General features: G+C 36.0%; 19 protein-coding genes. 10 read left to right on the plus strand and 9 right to left on the minus strand.

What is annotated here, in order from left to right:
- Positions 1–24: 24 nt before the first annotated feature.
- The 9 genes from ACMA47_RS22385 to clpB all read right to left on the minus strand — a co-directional run bounded on the left by ACMA47_RS22385 (position 25) and on the right by clpB (position 9907).
- Positions 25–1434 (minus strand): phosphatase PAP2 family protein, encoded by a 1410-nt coding sequence (locus ACMA47_RS22385; protein ID WP_413931563.1) that lies wholly within the window; start codon positions 1432–1434, stop codon positions 25–27.
- A gap of 108 nt (positions 1435–1542) precedes the next feature.
- Complete coding sequence (locus ACMA47_RS22390) at positions 1543–2556, minus strand: zinc metalloprotease (protein WP_413931564.1); 1014 nt, start codon at positions 2554–2556, stop codon at positions 1543–1545.
- A 395-nt stretch (positions 2557–2951) separates the two neighbouring features.
- A complete protein-coding gene (locus ACMA47_RS22395) occupies positions 2952–3956 on the minus strand; it encodes a zinc metalloprotease (RefSeq protein WP_413931565.1) in 1005 nt (334 codons plus the stop codon).
- A gap of 248 nt (positions 3957–4204) precedes the next feature.
- Positions 4205–4846 (minus strand): response regulator transcription factor, encoded by a 642-nt coding sequence (locus ACMA47_RS22400; protein WP_034695775.1) that lies wholly within the window; start codon positions 4844–4846, stop codon positions 4205–4207.
- The gene (locus ACMA47_RS22405) at positions 4843–5574 is read right to left on the minus strand and encodes a sensor histidine kinase (protein WP_228436906.1); all 732 of its coding nucleotides are present in this window, start codon (positions 5572–5574) and stop codon (positions 4843–4845) included. Before ACMA47_RS22405 ends, ACMA47_RS22400 begins: the two co-directional genes overlap by 4 nt.
- Positions 5575–5606: 32 nt before the next feature.
- Positions 5607–6221, minus strand: a complete 615-nt coding sequence (locus ACMA47_RS22410) for a hypothetical protein (protein WP_413931566.1) — start codon at positions 6219–6221, stop codon at positions 5607–5609.
- A 59-nt stretch (positions 6222–6280) separates the two neighbouring features.
- A complete protein-coding gene (locus ACMA47_RS22415) occupies positions 6281–6820 on the minus strand; it encodes a hypothetical protein (protein ID WP_413931567.1) in 540 nt (179 codons plus the stop codon).
- 201 nt (positions 6821–7021) lie between these two features.
- On the minus strand, positions 7022–7174 hold the full coding sequence (locus ACMA47_RS22420) for a hypothetical protein (RefSeq protein ID WP_413931568.1): 153 nt from the start codon (positions 7172–7174) through the stop codon (positions 7022–7024).
- Between the two features lie 138 nt (positions 7175–7312).
- Positions 7313–9907, minus strand: a complete 2595-nt coding sequence (gene clpB, locus ACMA47_RS22425; RefSeq protein WP_413931569.1) for an ATP-dependent chaperone ClpB — start codon at positions 9905–9907, stop codon at positions 7313–7315.
- 372 nt (positions 9908–10279) lie between these two features.
- Between clpB and ACMA47_RS22430 the strand changes: the two genes are divergently transcribed.
- From ACMA47_RS22430 to ACMA47_RS22475, 10 genes are all read left to right on the plus strand, one after another.
- Positions 10280–10858, plus strand: coding sequence for a TetR/AcrR family transcriptional regulator (locus ACMA47_RS22430; RefSeq protein ID WP_253316430.1), 579 nt, complete (start codon positions 10280–10282; stop codon positions 10856–10858).
- 302 nt (positions 10859–11160) lie between these two features.
- A complete protein-coding gene (locus ACMA47_RS22435) occupies positions 11161–12477 on the plus strand; it encodes a phenylacetate--CoA ligase family protein (RefSeq protein WP_253316431.1) in 1317 nt (438 codons plus the stop codon).
- Positions 12477–13562, plus strand: coding sequence for a 2Fe-2S iron-sulfur cluster-binding protein (locus tag ACMA47_RS22440; RefSeq protein ID WP_034695792.1), 1086 nt, complete (start codon positions 12477–12479; stop codon positions 13560–13562). The genes ACMA47_RS22435 and ACMA47_RS22440 overlap by 1 nt, the downstream gene beginning before the upstream one ends.
- 76 nt (positions 13563–13638) lie before the next feature.
- Complete coding sequence (gene paaA, locus ACMA47_RS22445) at positions 13639–14577, plus strand: 1,2-phenylacetyl-CoA epoxidase subunit PaaA (RefSeq protein WP_034695794.1); 939 nt, start codon at positions 13639–13641, stop codon at positions 14575–14577.
- A 103-nt stretch (positions 14578–14680) separates the two neighbouring features.
- Positions 14681–14962 (plus strand): 1,2-phenylacetyl-CoA epoxidase subunit PaaB, encoded by a 282-nt coding sequence (gene paaB / locus ACMA47_RS22450; protein WP_034695796.1) that lies wholly within the window; start codon positions 14681–14683, stop codon positions 14960–14962.
- Positions 14963–15097: 135 nt separating this feature from the next.
- The gene (gene paaC, locus ACMA47_RS22455; RefSeq protein WP_413931570.1) at positions 15098–15847 is read left to right on the plus strand and encodes a 1,2-phenylacetyl-CoA epoxidase subunit PaaC; all 750 of its coding nucleotides are present in this window, start codon (positions 15098–15100) and stop codon (positions 15845–15847) included.
- Positions 15848–15853: 6 nt separating this feature from the next.
- On the plus strand, positions 15854–16663 hold the full coding sequence (locus ACMA47_RS22460; RefSeq protein ID WP_413931571.1) for an alpha/beta hydrolase: 810 nt from the start codon (positions 15854–15856) through the stop codon (positions 16661–16663).
- Between the two features lie 3 nt (positions 16664–16666).
- Positions 16667–17131: a 1,2-phenylacetyl-CoA epoxidase subunit PaaD gene (gene paaD, locus ACMA47_RS22465; RefSeq protein WP_034695803.1), complete on the plus strand. Its 465-nt coding sequence runs from the start codon at positions 16667–16669 to the stop codon at positions 17129–17131.
- 142 nt (positions 17132–17273) lie between these two features.
- Positions 17274–18074, plus strand: coding sequence for an enoyl-CoA hydratase/isomerase family protein (locus ACMA47_RS22470; protein ID WP_079240349.1), 801 nt, complete (start codon positions 17274–17276; stop codon positions 18072–18074).
- Between the two features lie 93 nt (positions 18075–18167).
- Positions 18168–19301 (plus strand): 3-hydroxyacyl-CoA dehydrogenase NAD-binding domain-containing protein, encoded by a 1134-nt coding sequence (locus tag ACMA47_RS22475; protein ID WP_413931572.1) that lies wholly within the window; start codon positions 18168–18170, stop codon positions 19299–19301.
- The last annotated feature ends 71 nt before the right edge of the window (positions 19302–19372 follow it).

The following is a 19372-nucleotide window of genomic DNA, read 5'->3' on the forward strand; positions in this document are numbered from 1 at the left end:
CAGGATATGAAGGCTTTTTTGTTCTTAGAAATAGGCCGTTAATCTTAAGCCTAATGTAATATAACTGATTTTTTCCTTAGCAATCATATTGTTAAGTTCCTGATCCAGTTCTTCACTTTCCTTGATCTCATCGCTGAAGGAATATTGAATTGTGGAGTTGATCTTATTGTAATCTGTATAGAAAGTAAGACCTAATCCCGGATTGAACTTGTAGGTCATGGAAGCTCCTGTATTCCAGCGGAAAGCCGGTTTGGGTTTGTATCTGGCGATCTGAAGTTCGTTGTTGGGAGCATCAATATCGTTTCCTTTTAAAAATACTTTTCCACTTGCTGTTGCAGCATATCCTCCGGTTACCTTTAAAGTAAGCTGCCATTTTTTTGATAGCTCATGAGAAAAATAAGGTCCGATTCCCGCAGAAAGAAATCCCATAGATTGTGTTTTGATTTCGTGATTGCCAAAATACTGTTCGTCATCAAATGTTATTCTTTGAGATTTAATCGGGAAGCTGCTGAAGGACACATCGGCACCCACACCCCATTTTTTTGAAAAGAAGTAAGCACCTTCCAGTCCTCCCTCAAAACCAATTTGTTTTTTATCATCCAGTTCAGATTCCCTCAGGAAATTGGTTGTTCCTAAAGCAGTCCCCATTTTCAGTGCAAGAAAAGACGGGTAATCATTTCCCTGTATTCTTGATAAAATACTTAAATTATCTCCTTTGTTCTTATAAATTTTATCAATAAAGAAATATCCCAGTTCTGTTGATATAATTCCGATACCCGCACCAGCCAGAATATCCGGAACCCAGTGTCTGTTATTTAAATTTCGCCCAAGTCCTGTGAGGGTTGCAGAACCATATCCTGCAATACTGTAGGCTGGATTTACCAAACCATATTCTTTATGTAGAAAACTGGCATTGGTAAAAGCCATTGCTGCATGTCCTGATGGAAAAGAGTTGTTTTTTGATCCATCCGGACGTTCTACTTTTGTTGTGTATTTAATAGAATTGACTAAAATGGCCATGATGGCTAAACTTGTACCATAGGATAAAGTTGCCCGCCCTATATTGTTACGCCCCTTTATACCTGCCAGTTTTAGCCCGTAAACAGCTACAGCAGGAGCATATTGCAGATAATCATCATATTTCACTTTGAAGTTGGGAAGATAGCGGTTTCTTACTTCGCGTATATTTTCTTTTTCTCCCCATGTTGCAGCGGCTGCAGTAAAAAGAATAGCTGGAGCTACAGATTTTTTTACCCATTCTTTTTTGAAAAAAGGAGTTTTCTCCTGAATAGAATATCCTGAATTGATAATTGCCAGGTCTTCTTTGAGATTTCTGGATGGGATCGTATCCAGTGTTTTAATCGTAATTGTATCCTGAGCTTTAATACAGTATAAATGCAATAGTATTCCTGATGCTAGTGCTATTTTTTTCATCTTAGTAGTGTTGAAATTTAAATCGCGTAAAAGTATTAAAAAAATCTATCCCAAAAATTGAGATAGACTATTTTAATATTTTTATAATATTCTAATTGAGGTTGTTGATTATCTTAATCCAGCTCTTGGACCGGATGCGGATACTACAGCCTGCATTCTTGTTTTTTGGTTGGCAGAGAACATAACCATAGATTTGTCATCTACATAATCCATATAATTCATGAACATCTGAGAACGGCTTACACCACCACAAACTCTGTTTAGAGGATAGGTAGGATTTCCATAGTTAGGACCCGGAGAGGTAGGAGTATCATTAGAGTAATCTGTCTGACAACCTGCATCGGATGATCCCCAAAGGTGAGGAAGATTCAGGTAGTGTCCTACTTCATGCGTTACTGTTCTTCCTAAATTGAATGGAGCAGATGCACCTGTTTTTCCGATATATTGATATCCGATTACAAGACCATCATACCATTGCCCAGCATTTTCAGGATAATAAGCGTAGCCTAGAGTTCCAGGTTGGTTGTTTTCGTCAAGAATTGAATTAACAACCCAAATATTCATGTTTTTATTTACATCAGTAGCATCAATACCTCCGGTACTGGCTTTTTTCATTTGTTCCAGATCAGATCTCCAACCTGTTTTCGTACTCTGCTTACGGTTGGTTGCTACTAGTTTGAAACGGATTTTTACATCACCTGCTGCGGCTGGCTGAAATGCAGAAGGTATTTTGTTGATATCAGAGTTGGTAGCGCCATAATCGGCATTAAGGACTGCAATTTGTTCTGCAATTCTTGCATCAGAAACATTTTGAGCAGAAGTGTTGTAAATTACGTTAAAAACAACCGGGATTTCAACAGTTCCATCTGCAAGAACTTTTCCCACTTTAAGATTTTCTGCAAATTTTTCAGTACTGAATTCAATATCAGCCATTTTTTGTTTTAATGCAGGGTTTTTCAGAAGCATTGCTTGTCTGATTTCTTCTGATGGACAACCTCTTTTAAGAGCGCTCGGAACAGTGTTTTCCTGATCCGCAGAAGTCTCATTTTGGTTGGTTAAGCTGTCGTTGTTACACGCCGACATAAGGCCCAGAATCAGGGCTCCAAATAAGAATTTTTTCATATCGTTATAATATAATTTGGTTGAGGGCGTGAAATTATATCATTTGAAATTAATATGCAAATTATTTCTATAAGTATTTAATAAATAATTAATTTTTAATCGATTTGTTTGAATTAAAATCAATTAAAATTGATTTGTATTGAATTTTAGTTAAATTTTATTATTTATTTTATATTTCACATTCAAGTGTATTTTAATGGTAAATAATTTTATCATTTTTATATTTTTTGTAGAATATTTTTTATAAAAAATCCAAGTAATACAGTTTTTGAAAACAATTCAGAAACCATTGATTTCAATATTTTTCATTTGTGTTTCTGAAATGAAAACAGATAGAATAAAAAAATCTGTCTCATACTTGAGACAGATTTTAGATATGCAAAAAGATTTTATTTTTAATACACTCTCAATCCGGATCTTGCTCCAGAAGAAGCTACTACAGACTGCATTCTTGTTTTTTGTCCTGCAGAGAACATAAACATAGCTGCATCATCTACATAATCCATATAGTTCATAAACATTACAGATCTTTGTACACCACTACACGTATTATATAGCGGGTAAGAAGGTTTTCCATAATTAGCAGTAGTCTGTGTAGGAGTATCACTTACCTGGTCGTTTCCACAATTGGCATCTCCCCAGATATGTCTTAAGTTTAGATAGTGACCTACCTCATGTGTTGCAGTTCTTCCCAGGTTGAAAGGAGAAGAAGCTCCGGTTTTTCCAAAATATGGAGCGGCAATTACAACACCATCATTCCATAAACCTGCCGATTCAGGGAAAGTGGCATATCCAAGAATAGTACGTCCCTGACTGGTCATTTTGCCTACAACCCATAAGTTTAAATAATTGGTAGGATTAGTAGCATCAATTCCTCCTTTAGACGCTTTTTTCATATCATCATTAGTCGCCCAGCTTGTTTTTGAAGTGGATTTTCTAACGGTATTTACCAGTCTGAATTTTACTTTTGTATCACCGGAACTTACGGGTTGGAATTCGGTTGGAATTTTATTAGCATCACTGTTTGTGCCTGTATAGTCTGCGTTCAATACCGCAATTTGCTCTGCAATTCTTGCATCAGAAACGTTTTCAGCTGTAGTTTTGTAAATGACATTTACGATAACAGGGATTTCTACAGTACCATCAGCAAGAACTTTTCCGAATTTCACATCATTAGCGAATTTTTCTGTATTGCTTTCTAATGCCGCGAATCTTTGTTGAAGTTCAGGGCTTTTTTTCAATGCTTCCTGTCTGATTTCCTCAGAAGCACAGCCTCTTTGAGCTAAACCTGCAGGAGTTGCATTTTCGTCAGTTGTGTTTTCATTTTGATTGGTAATGCTGTCATTGTTACATGCAGCCATTACAGTGAGCATAAAAGCTCCAAATAATAGTTTTTTCATATCAAAATCATTTAGGTTGAGAATGTGAAATTATATTATTTAAAATTGATATGTAAATTTTTTCTTTATTTATTTGCAATATTGTTAAATATTACTATTGATTATTGGTTTTAATTTAATGTTTTTTTAAATGTATTGAATTTTAACTAATTTTAAAAAATATACTAACGTGATCTTAGTTTTTAATTATTTTATATGAATACTTTTCGTTTAAATTTACTTTTGAAAGAATTTTTTCATGCTAAAATCTAATTTGCGAAACCGTTTTTAATGGCAAAAACGGCAAGCCCTACACGGGTTTTGAGGTCCAGTTTTTCACATAGCTGGTCACGATAGCTTTCTACTGTTCTTGGACTACAGCACATTCTGTCCGCAATTTCTTTATAACTGAGTTCGGTTACTGTATATTTCAGGAATTCTTTTTCTCTGTCTGAAATTCTTATTGCAATCTCAGATTCTGTTTCTTTATTAAGATTGGAAAATATAATCTTGGAAGCCCAGTCCGGATAAAAAAAGCCATCACTATTGAGACGGGTAAGTGCGGTTTCCAGATCTCTCGGGTGGGTGTTTTTTAGCAGATAACCTTTGGCGCCGCTTCTAATCATCTTAATCACACTATTGTCATCTCCCTGCATGCTGAGAGCCATGATTTTAATATCAGGATGATTTTTGCTAAGCCAGGCTGCGGTTTCAAAACCGTCCATAATAGGCATGCTGATATCCAAAAGAATAATATCAGGAATGGCATTGCCTTCCTCGAATTTCTGGATGAGGTCTTTCCCGTTTTCACTTACATAGATGACTTCAAATTCACTGAAGTTACCAATGATTCCTTCCAGAGCTTTTGCAATAAGTATATGGTCGTCAACAATGACAATAGATTTTTTCATGACTGTTTTTTTAATATAATATTGATTTGTGTTCCTGCATTTTCCTGGCTTTCCATACAGAAACTTGCGCCTATGATTTCAGCTCTGTTTTTCATATTCGTGAGTCCTATTCCGTTGGACTTGATCTGTGAGGTATCAAACCCGATTCCATCATCACGAATATCAAGCTCCCAAAGAGTATCTTCTGAAGTGTTCAGGTTTATAAAAATATTTTTACAATGGGAATGTTTTATACTGTTTTGAATAAACTCCTGAGTAATCCTGAGTAAAACATTTTTATGAACAAAGCCCAGATCCAGTTGTTTGAAATTGTGTTCAAAGCTTACATGGCATTTTTTGAAAGAATTGGTGTTGTCTACTTCTTCCTGTATCAAAGTTACAATTTCCTTCTGGTTGATATTATCATCTGTCAACGTTTTTGACAAGCTTCTAAGATCCTGCAGAGATTGATTAATAATCTGTGAAACCTGATCAATTCTTTCACTTGCTTCAGAAACTTTGTTTTCATAAAGCATCTGTTGTACATACAGACTTACGAGAGTCAGTTTCTGGCCGATATTGTCATGCAGTTCCCGACCGATTTGCTGCATGGTGGCTTGTTGTATTTCCAGTTGGGTAGACAGGAGTTCTCTCTGATGGAGTTCATTTTTTCTTTCAATTTCATTTAAGTATTCTTTCTTCCTTTGTCTGTAATTCCTGATATAGATAAATACGGCTATTACAAACATCAAAAAAAAGATGTTGAATGAAATAAGAGTGATTAAGAGTTCTGTTTTCCCCATATGAATGAACTTGCAAATAAAATATACATAACTGCTCCTGAAACCTGAAAATATATAAAATAAATATCCCAGATATCTATATATTTCCAAAGAAGAGAGTTAAATGTCATAAATGGTAGATTGGCAATGTAAAAAAGCGTTACTCCCAGATTGATATAAAACATTTTGTTTTTACTGAAATTAAGGATCTCAGATGAATTAACCTGTTTATAAAATTCCATAATGACAAGAGCCATTAAGAGCAGACAACCTATATTATAATTGAAAGAAAAGATTACTTTCTTTTCCGGGAAAAAAAGTGCCCTAAGAACATATGTTAAAAGATATGTTCCTGTTAAGATATAGAATAGTTTTGTTTTCTTTAGAGATTCTTTTGCATACAGCCAATAAAAAAATATAAACTGCAAAGGAATCACAAAATAGTTGTGAAAATTTATTCGGTCTATTCTAAGCGGTTTTTCTCCCCATTTTACAGCTGATTCACATAAAAAAATAACAATCAGATAAATGGCCAGATATTTCCAATGTAGTTTTTTTACACGATTATAATAAATAAGAGAGGTTATGGCAGCAAAGGCTTCTCCCCAATACATAAATGAAGAAAAAAATTTTTGAATCTCAGTCATACTGTGTTTAAGGATATGAATGGTAATTAATAAGATATACCCAATGGAGGTGATGGTGGAATGAGTGTTCCGCTATTTTCTCCCAGACCTTTATCGTCATCTTCATCTTCTCCTCCTAGACCTTTAACAGAACGGGCGTTTAATGCCATTGATTTCCCTTCAGAACCTTGGAAAGGATTGAAATCATAATCAATAAGTTCTCCTGCTTCATCGGCTTTTTTCAGTGTTGGGATCATTACCAGTGTGTGTTTTTCTGCGTATTCTTCAGGAACAGGGTGGGAGTCCATAATAGACCAGTTTTCCTGTTTTGGATAAGAAGCGTAATAAAATCTTATTCCCAGATTTTCCTCAGAGGTAGCAGGATCCACTTTTGCCGCTTCTTCTTCAATTTTTGCAATAAAACTTTTTAATTTCGGAAGGTCAAACCAAATAGAATGAGCGTCTTGTATTCCTAAAGTGTTATTAATAGCACTTAAATGATTTTGACGATAATTGTCTATCAGAGTCTGGATAAGACTGTTTGACATAGTCCCAGGCTGTAATGGATTGTTTGATTCTGTATTCATAGCTTAGTGGTTTACGGTAAAACTCAATTAATATGCAAATCTCGTAAAAAATATTATAGAAAATGTATTTGCTAATTGGGAATTACACTGTTATTTTTACCGTGTTTTTACGGATTGTATGTAAAAAATAACAATTTAGAACGAAGGAAACTCATATTCATTCAATAAAAAACGGAGAAAATATATTTCTCCGCCTATTCTTTAAATGCATGGATACTTTCTCCAATCCCTGCAAGTATAATCTACTGTACAACAGAGACCGGGAGGGCAGCTCCAGTCTTCGCCACACATAATAGGGAATGGTTCAATTCCGCCATCAATTTTCTTTAATTCATTTCTTTTTAGCTTTTTCATGTTGATTTTGTTTAAGTTATTAGAATAGTAAATATAATTATATTTCACTTAATAAGGATAAATTGAATAAAAAAATAAGTGCTGCAGATTATTCTACAGCACTTATTCACAAAAATAATGTATATGAAAAAAACTATTTTATTGTTCGGTAGGGCGGAATACTAATCCTGTTTCTACAAAATAATCCAGCGTAATTCTGTCTCCGTCATTCACATTTCCGGCAAGAATTTCTTTAGACAATTTGTTTAAAACTTCCTGTTGTATTACTCTTTTCAATGGTCTTGCTCCGAAGGCAGGATCATATCCTTTATCCATGAGATAATCTACAGCATCCTGAGTGAAAGTCATAATGATGTTTCGTTTAGATAACATTTCATTGAATCCTCTCAATTGATACTGAACGATTTTTCCGATCTCTTTTTTTCTTAAAGGTTGGAAGAGTACAATTTCATCAATTCTGTTCAGGAATTCCGGACGCAGCGTCTGTTTTAAAAGATCAAAAACTTCATCTTTTGTTTTATCCACAATTTCATCCTGGTTTTCCTCTGTAAGGTTTTCAAAATTTTCCTGAATCAGGTGTGATCCTAAATTCGAGGTCATAATGATGATTGAATTCTTGAAATTTACCACTCGTCCCTTGTTATCCGTCAGACGTCCATCATCCAGAACCTGAAGCAATGTGTTGAAAACATCCGGGTGCGCTTTTTCAATCTCGTCTAAAAGCACTACGGAATAAGGTCTTCTTCTTACTGCCTCAGTCAATTGTCCGCCTTCATCATAACCTACGTATCCCGGAGGCGCTCCTACCAATCTTGAAACACTGTGACGTTCCTGATATTCACTCATATCAATTCTGGTCATATTGTTTTCATCATCGAATAAGAACTCTGCCAGCGCTTTTGCCAACTCAGTTTTACCGACTCCGGTTGTTCCCAGGAATAAGAAAGATCCAATTGGCTTTTTATCATCACTCAATCCTGCTCTGTTTCTTCTGATCGCATCAGCAACCGCCTGAATCGCTTCATCCTGTCCTACAACTCTGTGGTGTAGTTCAGATTCAAGATTCAATAGCTTGTCTCTTTCAGACTGTAATAATTTGGTTACCGGAATACCTGTCCATTTACCAATCACTTCAGAGATATTTTCTGCAGTAACTTCTTCTTTGATCAGTTCATTCTGATGATTCTGCATTTCCAGCTCTACTTTGGCTAGTTCTTCCTCTTTTTCACGAAGTTTTCCATATTGGATCTCCGCTACTTTTGCATAATCTCCTGCTCTGGAAGCTCTTTCTGCCTCGTGTTTCAGAGATTCAATATCTTTTTTGATCTGGGTAAGATCTTCACTTTTCTGTTTTTCTTTCAGCCATTTGGCATTGATCTCATTTCTCTGTTCGGAAATTTTAGCAATATCTTCCTTCAGATGATCAATTTTGGTCTGATTACCTTCTCTTGAGATAGCTGCCAGTTCAATTTCCAACTGCATCAGTCTTCTGTCCAGAACATCCAGCTCTTCCGGCTTGGAATTGATTTCCATTCTCAGTTTTGCAGAAGCTTCATCAATAAGGTCAATCGCTTTATCCGGTAAGAAACGGTCTGAAATATATCTTTGAGACATTTCCACTGCAGCAATAATCGCCTCATCTTTGATTCTTACTTTGTGGTGAGCTTCGTATTTGTCTTTAATACCACGAAGGATAGAGATTGCAGATTCTGTATCCGGTTCTTCCACCATTACTTTCTGGAAACGTCTTTCCAACGCTTTGTCTTTTTCAAAATACTTTTGGTATTCATTCAGAGTAGTGGCACCAATCGCTCTTAATTCTCCTCTTGCCAAGGCAGGTTTTAAGATATTGGCAGCATCCATTGCTCCTTCACCGCCTCCGGCTCCTACCAGAGTGTGAATCTCATCAATGAAAAGAATAATCTGCCCATCAGACTTGATTACTTCATTCACAACGGATTTTAAACGCTCTTCAAATTCACCTTTATATTTTGCTCCGGCGATCAAAGCTCCCATATCCAGTGAGAATAACGTTTTATCCATCAGGTTTTCAGGAACGTCACCGCTGATAATTCTGTGGGCAATTCCCTCAGCAATCGCAGTTTTACCTACACCGGGTTCCCCAATAAGGATTGGGTTGTTTTTGGTTCTTCTGGAAAGGATTTGTAAAACCCTTCTGATTTCTTCATCACGCCCAATTACCGGATCCAGTTTTCCTTCAGCTGCTAACTCGTTAAAGTTTTTAGCATATTTATTTAAGGATTGATAAGTTTCCTCTGAGCTTGCAGAAGTGGCTTTGCTTCCTTTTCTTAATTCTTTAATAGCACCTTCCAAAAGATTTCTGGTTACACCCATATCTTTCAGCATTTTGGATACTTCAGAAGTGGTTTCCAGAAGAGATAACCATAAATGCTCAATCGTTACATATTCGTCACCCATTTTTTTAGCGATGTTGGGTGCATCCAGTAATACTTTATTAGCAGATTGTGAAAGATAAATGTTTCCTCCCTGTACTTTAGGAAGTTTCTCTAGATTTTCACGGTTTCGCTCTCTTACTAAATTAGCATCTGCTTCAGATTTTTTTAATAAGAATGGCGATATATTTTCATCTACCTGGAAGATTCCTTCAAGGAGATGTTGAGGTTCGATACTTTGATTGCTCAGTTCCATAGCAACCTGTTGTGCTGCCTGGATGGCTTCCTGTGATTTTACAGTATATTGGTTTAAGTTCATATTTTTATATATTTTTGGTAATGGTTTGTTTAAAGTTTAGTTTTTAAAAAACATCAAGAAACCAAATTCTGAGGCTTAGTTTCTTAATGCCATCAATTATTTAATCATTTATTCGATGACTGTATCGCAAAAACTGTTCAATTATTAAATTTACAAAAAAATAGGACAAATTTTCCGGATATTGTATTTTTAACGGAAATTTAACTTGACAAATTTTCCGATTTCGTAATTATTTCTTGGAAATCCATGAACAAAAAGTCATAGTAAGGTAAAATAACTAAAGATTGAAACTGAAGATGATGGGTCTTTTTTCTTTTTATGCTCAAAAAATGAACAGTTTAATTCAGAATAATTACTTTTGCATTTTGCCAGATGGAATTAAAAGAAAAACAGAGAAAAATATTAGACGTAGCCGTAGAACTTTTCAAAGAGAAAGGGTATATGGGAAGCTCAGTAAGAGACCTGGCTACCAAACTCAATATCAAGGCAGCATCGCTGTATGCACACATCCGTTCAAAGGAAGAAATTCTGGAATGGATTTGTTTTGGCATTGCTCAGGAGTTTTTCGATGAACTTCAGGAAGTAAAAAATACAGATATTGCTCCAAAGGAAAAGCTGAATCTATTATTGGATAAGCATCTTTCTGTTGTTCTTAAAAACCGTGATGTTACCCATATTTATTCCAATGAATGGAAGCACCTTGAAGAAAGACTTCCCGAGTTTGTAGAATTAAGGAAAAATTATCAGCAGGAAGTTGAGAAACTGATTTCTGAGATCTACAAAGCGGAAAAATGGGAGCTGAAATCACCATCATTTACCACAAGATTTATCCTTCATACTTTAAATAATTCCTATTTCTGGTTCAAAAGAAGCAGTGATTCTACGGATGAAATTACCGATGAGATCAGAGAAAAAATTCTTTTTGGCCTACTTGGAAACCAGAAAAAATAATCACTTCGTTGTCATTGACTACGTCGAATCTTCGATTTCTGACGAAGGAAGAATCTCATACTTATGCTGTTTAGTCATGAATTTTAATACTGCGTTTGTTATTTTGGGATAGAGAAATTGATTCATTTAGGTATTTAATAGAGATTCTTCACTGCACTTTCGTTTCGTTCAGAATGACACAATAACTAATTTAAAACGATGCTTCTTATTTAGAATCATTCAAAATATGACAAAAGTCATAAAAATTTTGCCAGCTTCCAAAATCTTTTTAAATTTACACCTAACAAATGTTAGTTAGTTTTATGGATTTTTCAGTTGAATATCTGGAGCTGGGTCAGTTGAGACAGCTTCAATCCGACCGGTTGATCAGCCTGATCAGCTATTTGGGAGAGAAGTCGGAATTTTATAAAAAGAAATTTGATGAATTGCAAATATCTCCACAGGATATAAGGTCGATTGAAGATATCGCTAAACTTCCTATTACTTACAAACAGGATTTAAGAGATAACTATCCGTTCGGGCTATTTGCTGTTCCTAAAAATGAGCTTCAGCGTATACACTGCTCAAGCGGAACAACGGGAAAACCGACTGTGGTAGGATATACTAAAGAAGATGTAGACCTTTTCAGTGAAGTGGTGGCAAGATCTTTACATGCTGCTGGAGCAAGACCGGGAATGCAGTTGCACAATGCTTATGGATACGGAATTTTCACAGGAGGATTAGGGCTTCATTACGGAGCTGAAACGTTGGGAATGAGTGTTCTTCCTATTTCAGGAGGGATGACGGCAAGACAGGTAGACCTGATTGTGGATTTCAAACCTGAAGTAATCTGCTGTTCGCCATCATACGCTTTAACGATTGCGGATGAATTTGCCAGAAGAGGAATTACCGCAGAAGAGATCAGTCTTAAATACGCAGTATTGGGCTCAGAACCATGGACGGAGATTATCAGAGGTCATATTGAAGAAAAATTAGGCGTTCATGCAACCAATATCTATGGGTTAAGTGAAATTATCGGTCCGGGAGTTTCCATGGAAGATTTCGAAGAGAAAGGTGGAGCTTATATCTGGGAAGATCATTTTTATCCGGAGATTTTAGATCCGGTTACCAAACAACCGGTTCCTTTTGGAGAAGAAGGAGTATTGGTGATTACTACTTTAACTAAAAAAGCAATGCCGCTTTTACGTTACTGGACAAATGATATCACAAGCCTTTATTACGATGAAAATGCCAAAAGAACCATGGTAAAAATGAAACCCATCGTCGGGAGAGCAGATGATATGCTGATCGTAAGAGGAGTCAATGTTTATCCAAGTCAGATTGAAGATGCTTTTTCTTATGTAAAAGGAGTGGTTCCGAACTACTATTTAACTCCTGTGGAAAAAGAACATATGTGTATTGCTTTGGATATTGATGTTGAAATAGATGATGAATTGGTAAAATCTCAAAAAATAGAATCAAATACCGATGATTATTTTAATTTTGTCGGCAACTTTGGGAAAAACATAGAAAACGAAATAAAAAAGAGAGTAGGAATCACTACGAAAGTAAAAGTTCATGCTCAGGACAGCCTGCCGAAGTGCGAAGGCGGAAAAATTAATAGAATACTTAAAAAATAATGAATTCATTTTATAAACTTAAAACAGTTAAAGTTCAGAAAGATACTTCCGAAGCAGTGAATGTGGCGGTAGAAATCCCTGAAGAACTGAAAGATAAGTTCAGGTTCAAGCAGGGACAGTATCTGAATTTCCGAATGACAATCAACGGAAATGAGGAAAGACGTTCTTACTCTATCTGTAATGCTCCAAGTGAAAAGGGCAATACGCTGGAAGTATTGGTGAAGTTGCTGGAAGGCGGAAAAGTGTCAGGGTATTTCAATGAACATCTTCACATGGATGAAGTGCTGGAAGTAATGCCTCCGATGGGTGGTTTCAATACTTCTTATCACCCGACAAACGTAAAAACTTATGTTGGTCTGGCTGCAGGAAGCGGAATTACTCCTGTATTATCCAATATTAAAGAAAGTCTTTATCAGGAGCCTAAGAGTAATGCTTATCTGTTTTACAGCAACAGAAGCATGAATCATGTTTTAAGAAAGGCAGAGATTGATAAACTTGTAGAGCATTTCAACGGAAGACTTAAGGTAATTTACCTGGTAAGCCGTGAGAAGCACGAAGATCCTGTTTTTGAAGGAAGAATTTCATCAGAAAAATTAGAGCAGCTGTTTGAAAGATATACAGATATTGATGTAAAAGAAGCTACTTATTTTATTTGCGGACCTTCAGAAATGATTAAGGGGATTGCAGACTATCTGAAAAAAGATAAAAAAGTACCTGCTATCCAGGTTTTATTTGAATATTTCACCGCTCCGGATGAAGAAAATACGGAGGAAATGAGTGATGAATTCAAGGCAATTGCCAATATTGAAAGTATGGTAACGGTGATCATTGATGATGATGAATATTCGTTCCATCTTAATTCTAAAAAAGAGAGTATCTTAGATAAAGCATTGAAAGATCAGCTTCCGGTTCCTTTCGCATGTAAAGGAGGCGTTTGCTGTACGTGTAAAGCACAGGTTCTGGAAGGGGAAGTTTTCATGGAGAAGAACTATGCGCTTACCGAAGAAGAAGTAGCCAGAGGCTTCGTTCTTACCTGCCAATGTCACCCTACAACCAATGTGGTGATGCTTAATTATGATGTTTAAATTGTATTAACGATTGAATGTAAATTGTATTCATGAATACATTGATACTTTTTACATTTTACAAAAAGACAAAAAAATGGACTTAGAAAAATTTGTTCAATACGTTCACGAAGAAAATAAAGTAGAACCAAAAGATGTAATGCCTGATGATTACAGAAAGTTATTGGTTCGTCAGATTTCACAGCATGCGCATTCTGAAATTGTAGGAATGCTGCCGGAAGCCAACTGGATCTCCAGAGCGCCTTCATTGAGAAGAAAAATGGCTCTTTTAGCGAAAGTTCAGGATGAAGCAGGCCACGGCCTATATCTTTATTCTGCTACTGAAACTTTAGGTGACGGAAGCATCAGAGCAGACAGAGATGCTACTTATGATGATATGCTGGAAGGAAAAGCAAAATATTCAAGTATTTTCAACTATCCTACCTTAAGCTGGGCAGATATCGGTGCCATAGGTTGGTTGGTTGATGGTGCTGCTATTATGAACCAGGTAATGCTGATGGGGAACTCTTACGGTCCTTATTCAAGAGCGATGGTGAAAATCTGTAAGGAAGAATCATTCCACCAAAGACAAGGGTATGAAATTCTTATGGCATTGTGCCGTGGAACAAAACAACAGAAAGAAATGGCTCAGGCTTCGTTAAACCGTTTCTGGTGGCCAGCTTTGATGATGTTCGGACCTAACGATGACAGTTCACCCAACTCTAAAATCTCTATGAACTACAGAGTAAAAAGAGAAAGTAACGACAGTCTTCGTCAGAGATTTATCGATGTTACTGTTTCTCAGGCTGAATTCTTAGGATTAACCATCCCGGATAAAGATCTGAAATGGAACGAGGAAAGACAACATTATGATTTCGGAGAACTTCCCTGGGATGAATTCATGGAAATCTTAAAAGGAAACGGACCTTGTAACAAAAAGCGTATCGAAACAAAGAGAAAAGCGCAAAGAGAAAATTCGTGGGTAAAAGAGGCTGCGGCAGCTTTTGCAGAAAAACAACAAAAAGAAGTAATATAATTTAATGTATTAATTTGAAAATATGCTAATTTGAAAATGTAACTACTACGGATTAATTTTCAAATTACCTAATTCTCAAATTTTCAAATTCTCAAATTAAAATATGGCAAATTTAGATATGTGGGAAGTGTTTATTCAGACTAAACCGGGATTATCTCACAAACACGTTGGAATAGTACAGGCACCAACAGCAGAAATGGCTTTGCAGAATGCAAGAGACGTTTATACAAGAAGAAAAGAAGGAACTTCAGTTTGGGTTGTTCCAAGTAAATATATTGTGACTTCAGAAGGAATTGATAAAGAAGCATTCTTTGATCCGGCTGATGATAAACTATACCGTCACCCGACTTTCTACGAGATTCCAAACGACGTAAAAAATATGTAGATTAATAATTTGAAAATGTACTAATTTGAAAATTTGAAAATGACTTTAACCAAGTTAATTATTCTCAAATTTTCAATTATGACGATTCATCAATTTTCAAATTAAATAATTCTCAAATTTTCAAATTAAAAAATAATGAACCCATTATATAATTATTTATTAAAACTAGCAGACGACAGTTTCATTATGGGGCAGCGTTTGTCTGCATGGTGCGGTGAAGGTCCTTACTTAGAGGAAGATATTGCATTGACGAATATTGCGTTGGATGAACTAGGTCAGGCGAATAACTTTTACGTTTACGCTTCAAGAGTGATAGACAACGGAAAAAATGAAGATGATATCGCATTTTTAAGATACGAACATGAATATGTGAATGCCCATTGGGTAGAACTTCCTAATGAAGATTATGCACAGACTATTCTGAAAGTATATGTATTGTCTGTCTATCAGAAACTGATGTATGAGGCATTATCAAACTCTGCTAATGAAGAACTGGCTGCCATTGCTCAAAAATCATTGAAAGAAGTAAGATATCACTATACTCACGCTGCATCATGGATGAAAATCTTTGCTCAGGGAACAGAAGAAAGCCGTGGACGTTTGGTAAAAGCTATTGAAAATATCTGGGAGTATACGAAAGGCCTTTTTGCTAAAACAGAAGGTGAAGACGATCTTGTTGCTTTAAATATTGCTCCCAATGCAGACGCTCTTTACGAAGAATTCCTTGTGATCACCAAGAAAGATTTTGCAGATTTTGGTTTAGAATATCCTGAAAATGCTTTCATGCAGCCAAAATCAAGAACAGGATATCATACAGAATATTTCGGATTTATACTTTGTGAGCTTCAGTATATGCAGAGAGCGTATCCTGGCTGTACCTGGTAATAAGTTATGAAGAGGATGCTTCTTGGGATATTGGCTTTTTTTCTTGCAGCATATGTGATACTATGTGTTGGAATCTATTTCTATCAGGAGAAAATTATTTTTTATCCTGAAAAATTACCGGAAAATTACAAGTTTACATTTGAAGGTAATTTTGAAGAAGTACCCATCAAAACGCAGGATGGAAAGCATTTGAGTTCTGTTTTATTCAAAGCTCAAAATCCAAAAGGAGTCATCTTTTATCTTCATGGCAACGGAGGGTCAATAAAAAGCTGGGGAGAAGTCGCTCAGCTCTATCGAAGTATGAATTATGATACTTTGATACTTGATTACCGAGGTTACGGAAAAAGTGAAGATAAAATAAACAGTAAAGATCAGCTTTTTTCGGATGTTGAGACTGCTTACAAAGAGCTTTTAAAAAGATATCCGGAAAACAAAATTATTATTTTAGGATATTCTGTTGGAACAGGATTAGCCGCAAAATTAGCATCCATGCATAATGCAGGATTATTGATTTTACAGGCACCTTATTACAGTATAGAAGATGAAATGAGTCAGAAATTCTCATTCCTTCCGAAGTTTTTACTGAAATATAATTTTGAGACTGGTGAATATTTAAAAACCGTTCAGTCACCAGTCGTTATTTTTCATGGGGATAAAGATGAGGTTATTAACTATAAAGCCTCTTTAAAACTTAAAAATAACTTTAAAAAAGGTGATCGTCTGATTATATTAAAAGATCAGTATCACAACGGAATAACAGATAATTTGGATTATCAGAATGCAATGAAAGCCATTCTTGATTCTGATAAAAAATAAAATATGAATCAGCTTTTAGATTTATTAAAAACAATTCCCGATCCGGAAATTCCGGTCATTGATATTGTGGAATTAGGAATCGTAAGAGATGCACAGATCACAGGAGAAAATACCTGCGAAGTGATCATTACACCTACTTATTCTGCCTGTCCTGCTATGTTTACCATTGAGGAGGACATTATCAAAATGATGAAAGAAAACGGATGGGATGCGAAAGTAGTGACGAAGATGTTTCCGATCTGGACAACAGACTGGATTACTGATGAAGCGAGAGAAAAACTCCGTGTTTACGGGATTACACCTCCAGAAAAAGGAGCAGACGAACATCACATCGGGAAACCGAAAAAATGTCCGCGTTGCGGTTCCGAGCATACCAAGCAGATCAGCAGATTTGGGTCTACTTTGTGTAAGGCATCTTATCAGTGTTTAGACTGCCTGGAGCCATTTGATTATTTTAAATGCCATTGATGAGTTATTCATCACTCCACAACAAACTTTACGGCTATGCAAAGCATAACGAAGGAATTGTTAGAATGTTAAATTATTAGACGGTTACATTAATTTATATTGTTAAATTAGTGCGTTGTTAAATAATAAATTAATAAAAACTATGTATACACAACTTGATATTGAAACGCATTTTGACGGAAAACTGAAAATCGCATATCTTAATCAACCGGAAACGATGAACGCCCTTACCAAGCCGGCTTTATCAGATCTTAGAGACTTTGTTAAAGAGTGCAGCGAAGACGAAACGGTAAGATGTGTTGCTATTTCCGGAAGAGGAAGAGCATTCTGCTCAGGTCAGAATCTGGATGAAGCTTTTGTAGTAGGCAAAGAACACCACGATCATGACATCATCAGAAAAATTGTGGTAGACTATTACAATCCATTAGTGATGGAAGTTACCCGTTGCAAAAAGCCGGTTATTGCTTTAGTAAATGGTCCTGCAGTAGGAGCTGGGGCAATGTTGGCTTTAATCTCTGATTTTGTTCTAGCGAATGAGAAAGCATATTTTGCTCAGGCATTTTCAAATATCGGTTTGATTCCTGATACAGGAGGAACTTACTTCTTACCGAAACTTTTAGGTAGACAATTAGCCAATTATTTAGCATTTACAGGTAAAAAATTATCTGCAGAAGAATCTAAAGCGCATGGTCTTGTAGCAGAAGTTTTCACAGAAGAAGAGTTCGTTCCGAAATCTATGGAAATTCTTGAAAGAATGGCGAACATGCCGACAGCGGCAATTAAACTTACGAAAAAAGCGTTTGCCAATTCTTATACCAACACATTGAAAGAACAGCTTGAACTGGAAGGAGATCTTCAGCAGGAAGCTGCAGGCACAGAAGACTTCATCGAAGGAGTAAATGCCTTTTTACAGAAAAGAAAACCTAATTATAAAGGAAGATAAATCTCGTATTAATGTATTCATGTAAAAGGTATTAATGATTTTTAAAACGATTTACATGAATACATTTTACATTAATACATTGTACAAGTAAAAATGAATGTAGGAATTATCGGTGCCGGAACCATGGGAATCGGCATTGCACAAGTAGCCGCAACGAACGGATGCAAAGTATGGGTTTATGACGCCAACGCAAAACAAGTAGAAACGGCAACGGTAGGTTTGGAAAAAACCTTGACCAAATTGGTTGATAAACAAAAAATTTCAGCAGAGAAAATGACTGAAATTTTAGCTAATATTTCCATTGCTACGGAATTGAAAGATTTCAAAGATTGTGAGCTGATTATAGAAGCCATTATCGAAAACAAAGAGATCAAAACCAAAGTGTTTACAGAACTTGAAAACTATGTTTCTGAAAGCTGTGTTCTCAGTTCCAATACCTCATCTATTTCTATCACCTCTCTGGGTGCAGAACTCAAGAAGCCGGAGCGTTTCATCGGAATTCACTTCTTCAATCCGGCTCCATTAATGCCTTTAGTCGAAGTCATTCCATCCTTATTAACAGAAAAAACATTAGCAGAAAAAATCTACAACCTCATGAAAGAATGGGGAAAGACTCCTGTTATTGCCAAAGATATTCCAGGGTTCATCGTCAACAGAATCGCCAGACCTTATTACGGAGAAGGCTTAAGAATTGTTGAAGAAAACATTGCCACACCGGAACAGGTGGATGAAGCCATGAAAACATTGGGGAACTTCAAAATGGGACCTTTCGAATTGATGGATCTTATTGGAGTAGATGTCAACTTTGCGGTAACAACCACCGTTTACAAAGATTATTTCTACGATCCGAAATACAAACCGTCTTTACTACAGCAAAGAATGTCTGAAGCCAAACTTCACGGCAGAAAAACAGGAAAAGGGTTCTACGATTACAGCGAAGGGGCAGAAAAACCCGTGGCTCAGAAAGACGAAGCTCTCTATCAGCAGATCTTTTTAAGAATCATTTCAATGCTGATCAATGAGGCTGTTGAAGCCAAAAGATTAGGAGTTGCCAATGATGAAGATATCGAGCTGGCAATGCAGAAAGGTGTCAACTATCCAAAAGGATTATTAAGCTGGGGCAAAGAAATCGGGTATGCAAAAATCTCTGAAACCCTTCAGAACCTTTACGAAGAATATCATGAAGAAAGATACAGACAAAGTCCATTACTTCGTAAAATGAATTAAATAATTTGAAAATGTGCCAATTTGAAAATTGATTATAATGGGTTTTCATTTTCAAATTCTCAAATTTATTT

The sequence above is a fragment of the Chryseobacterium sp. T20 genome (assembly GCF_047345655.1).
Taxonomy (GTDB): Bacteria; Bacteroidota; Bacteroidia; order Flavobacteriales; family Weeksellaceae; genus Chryseobacterium.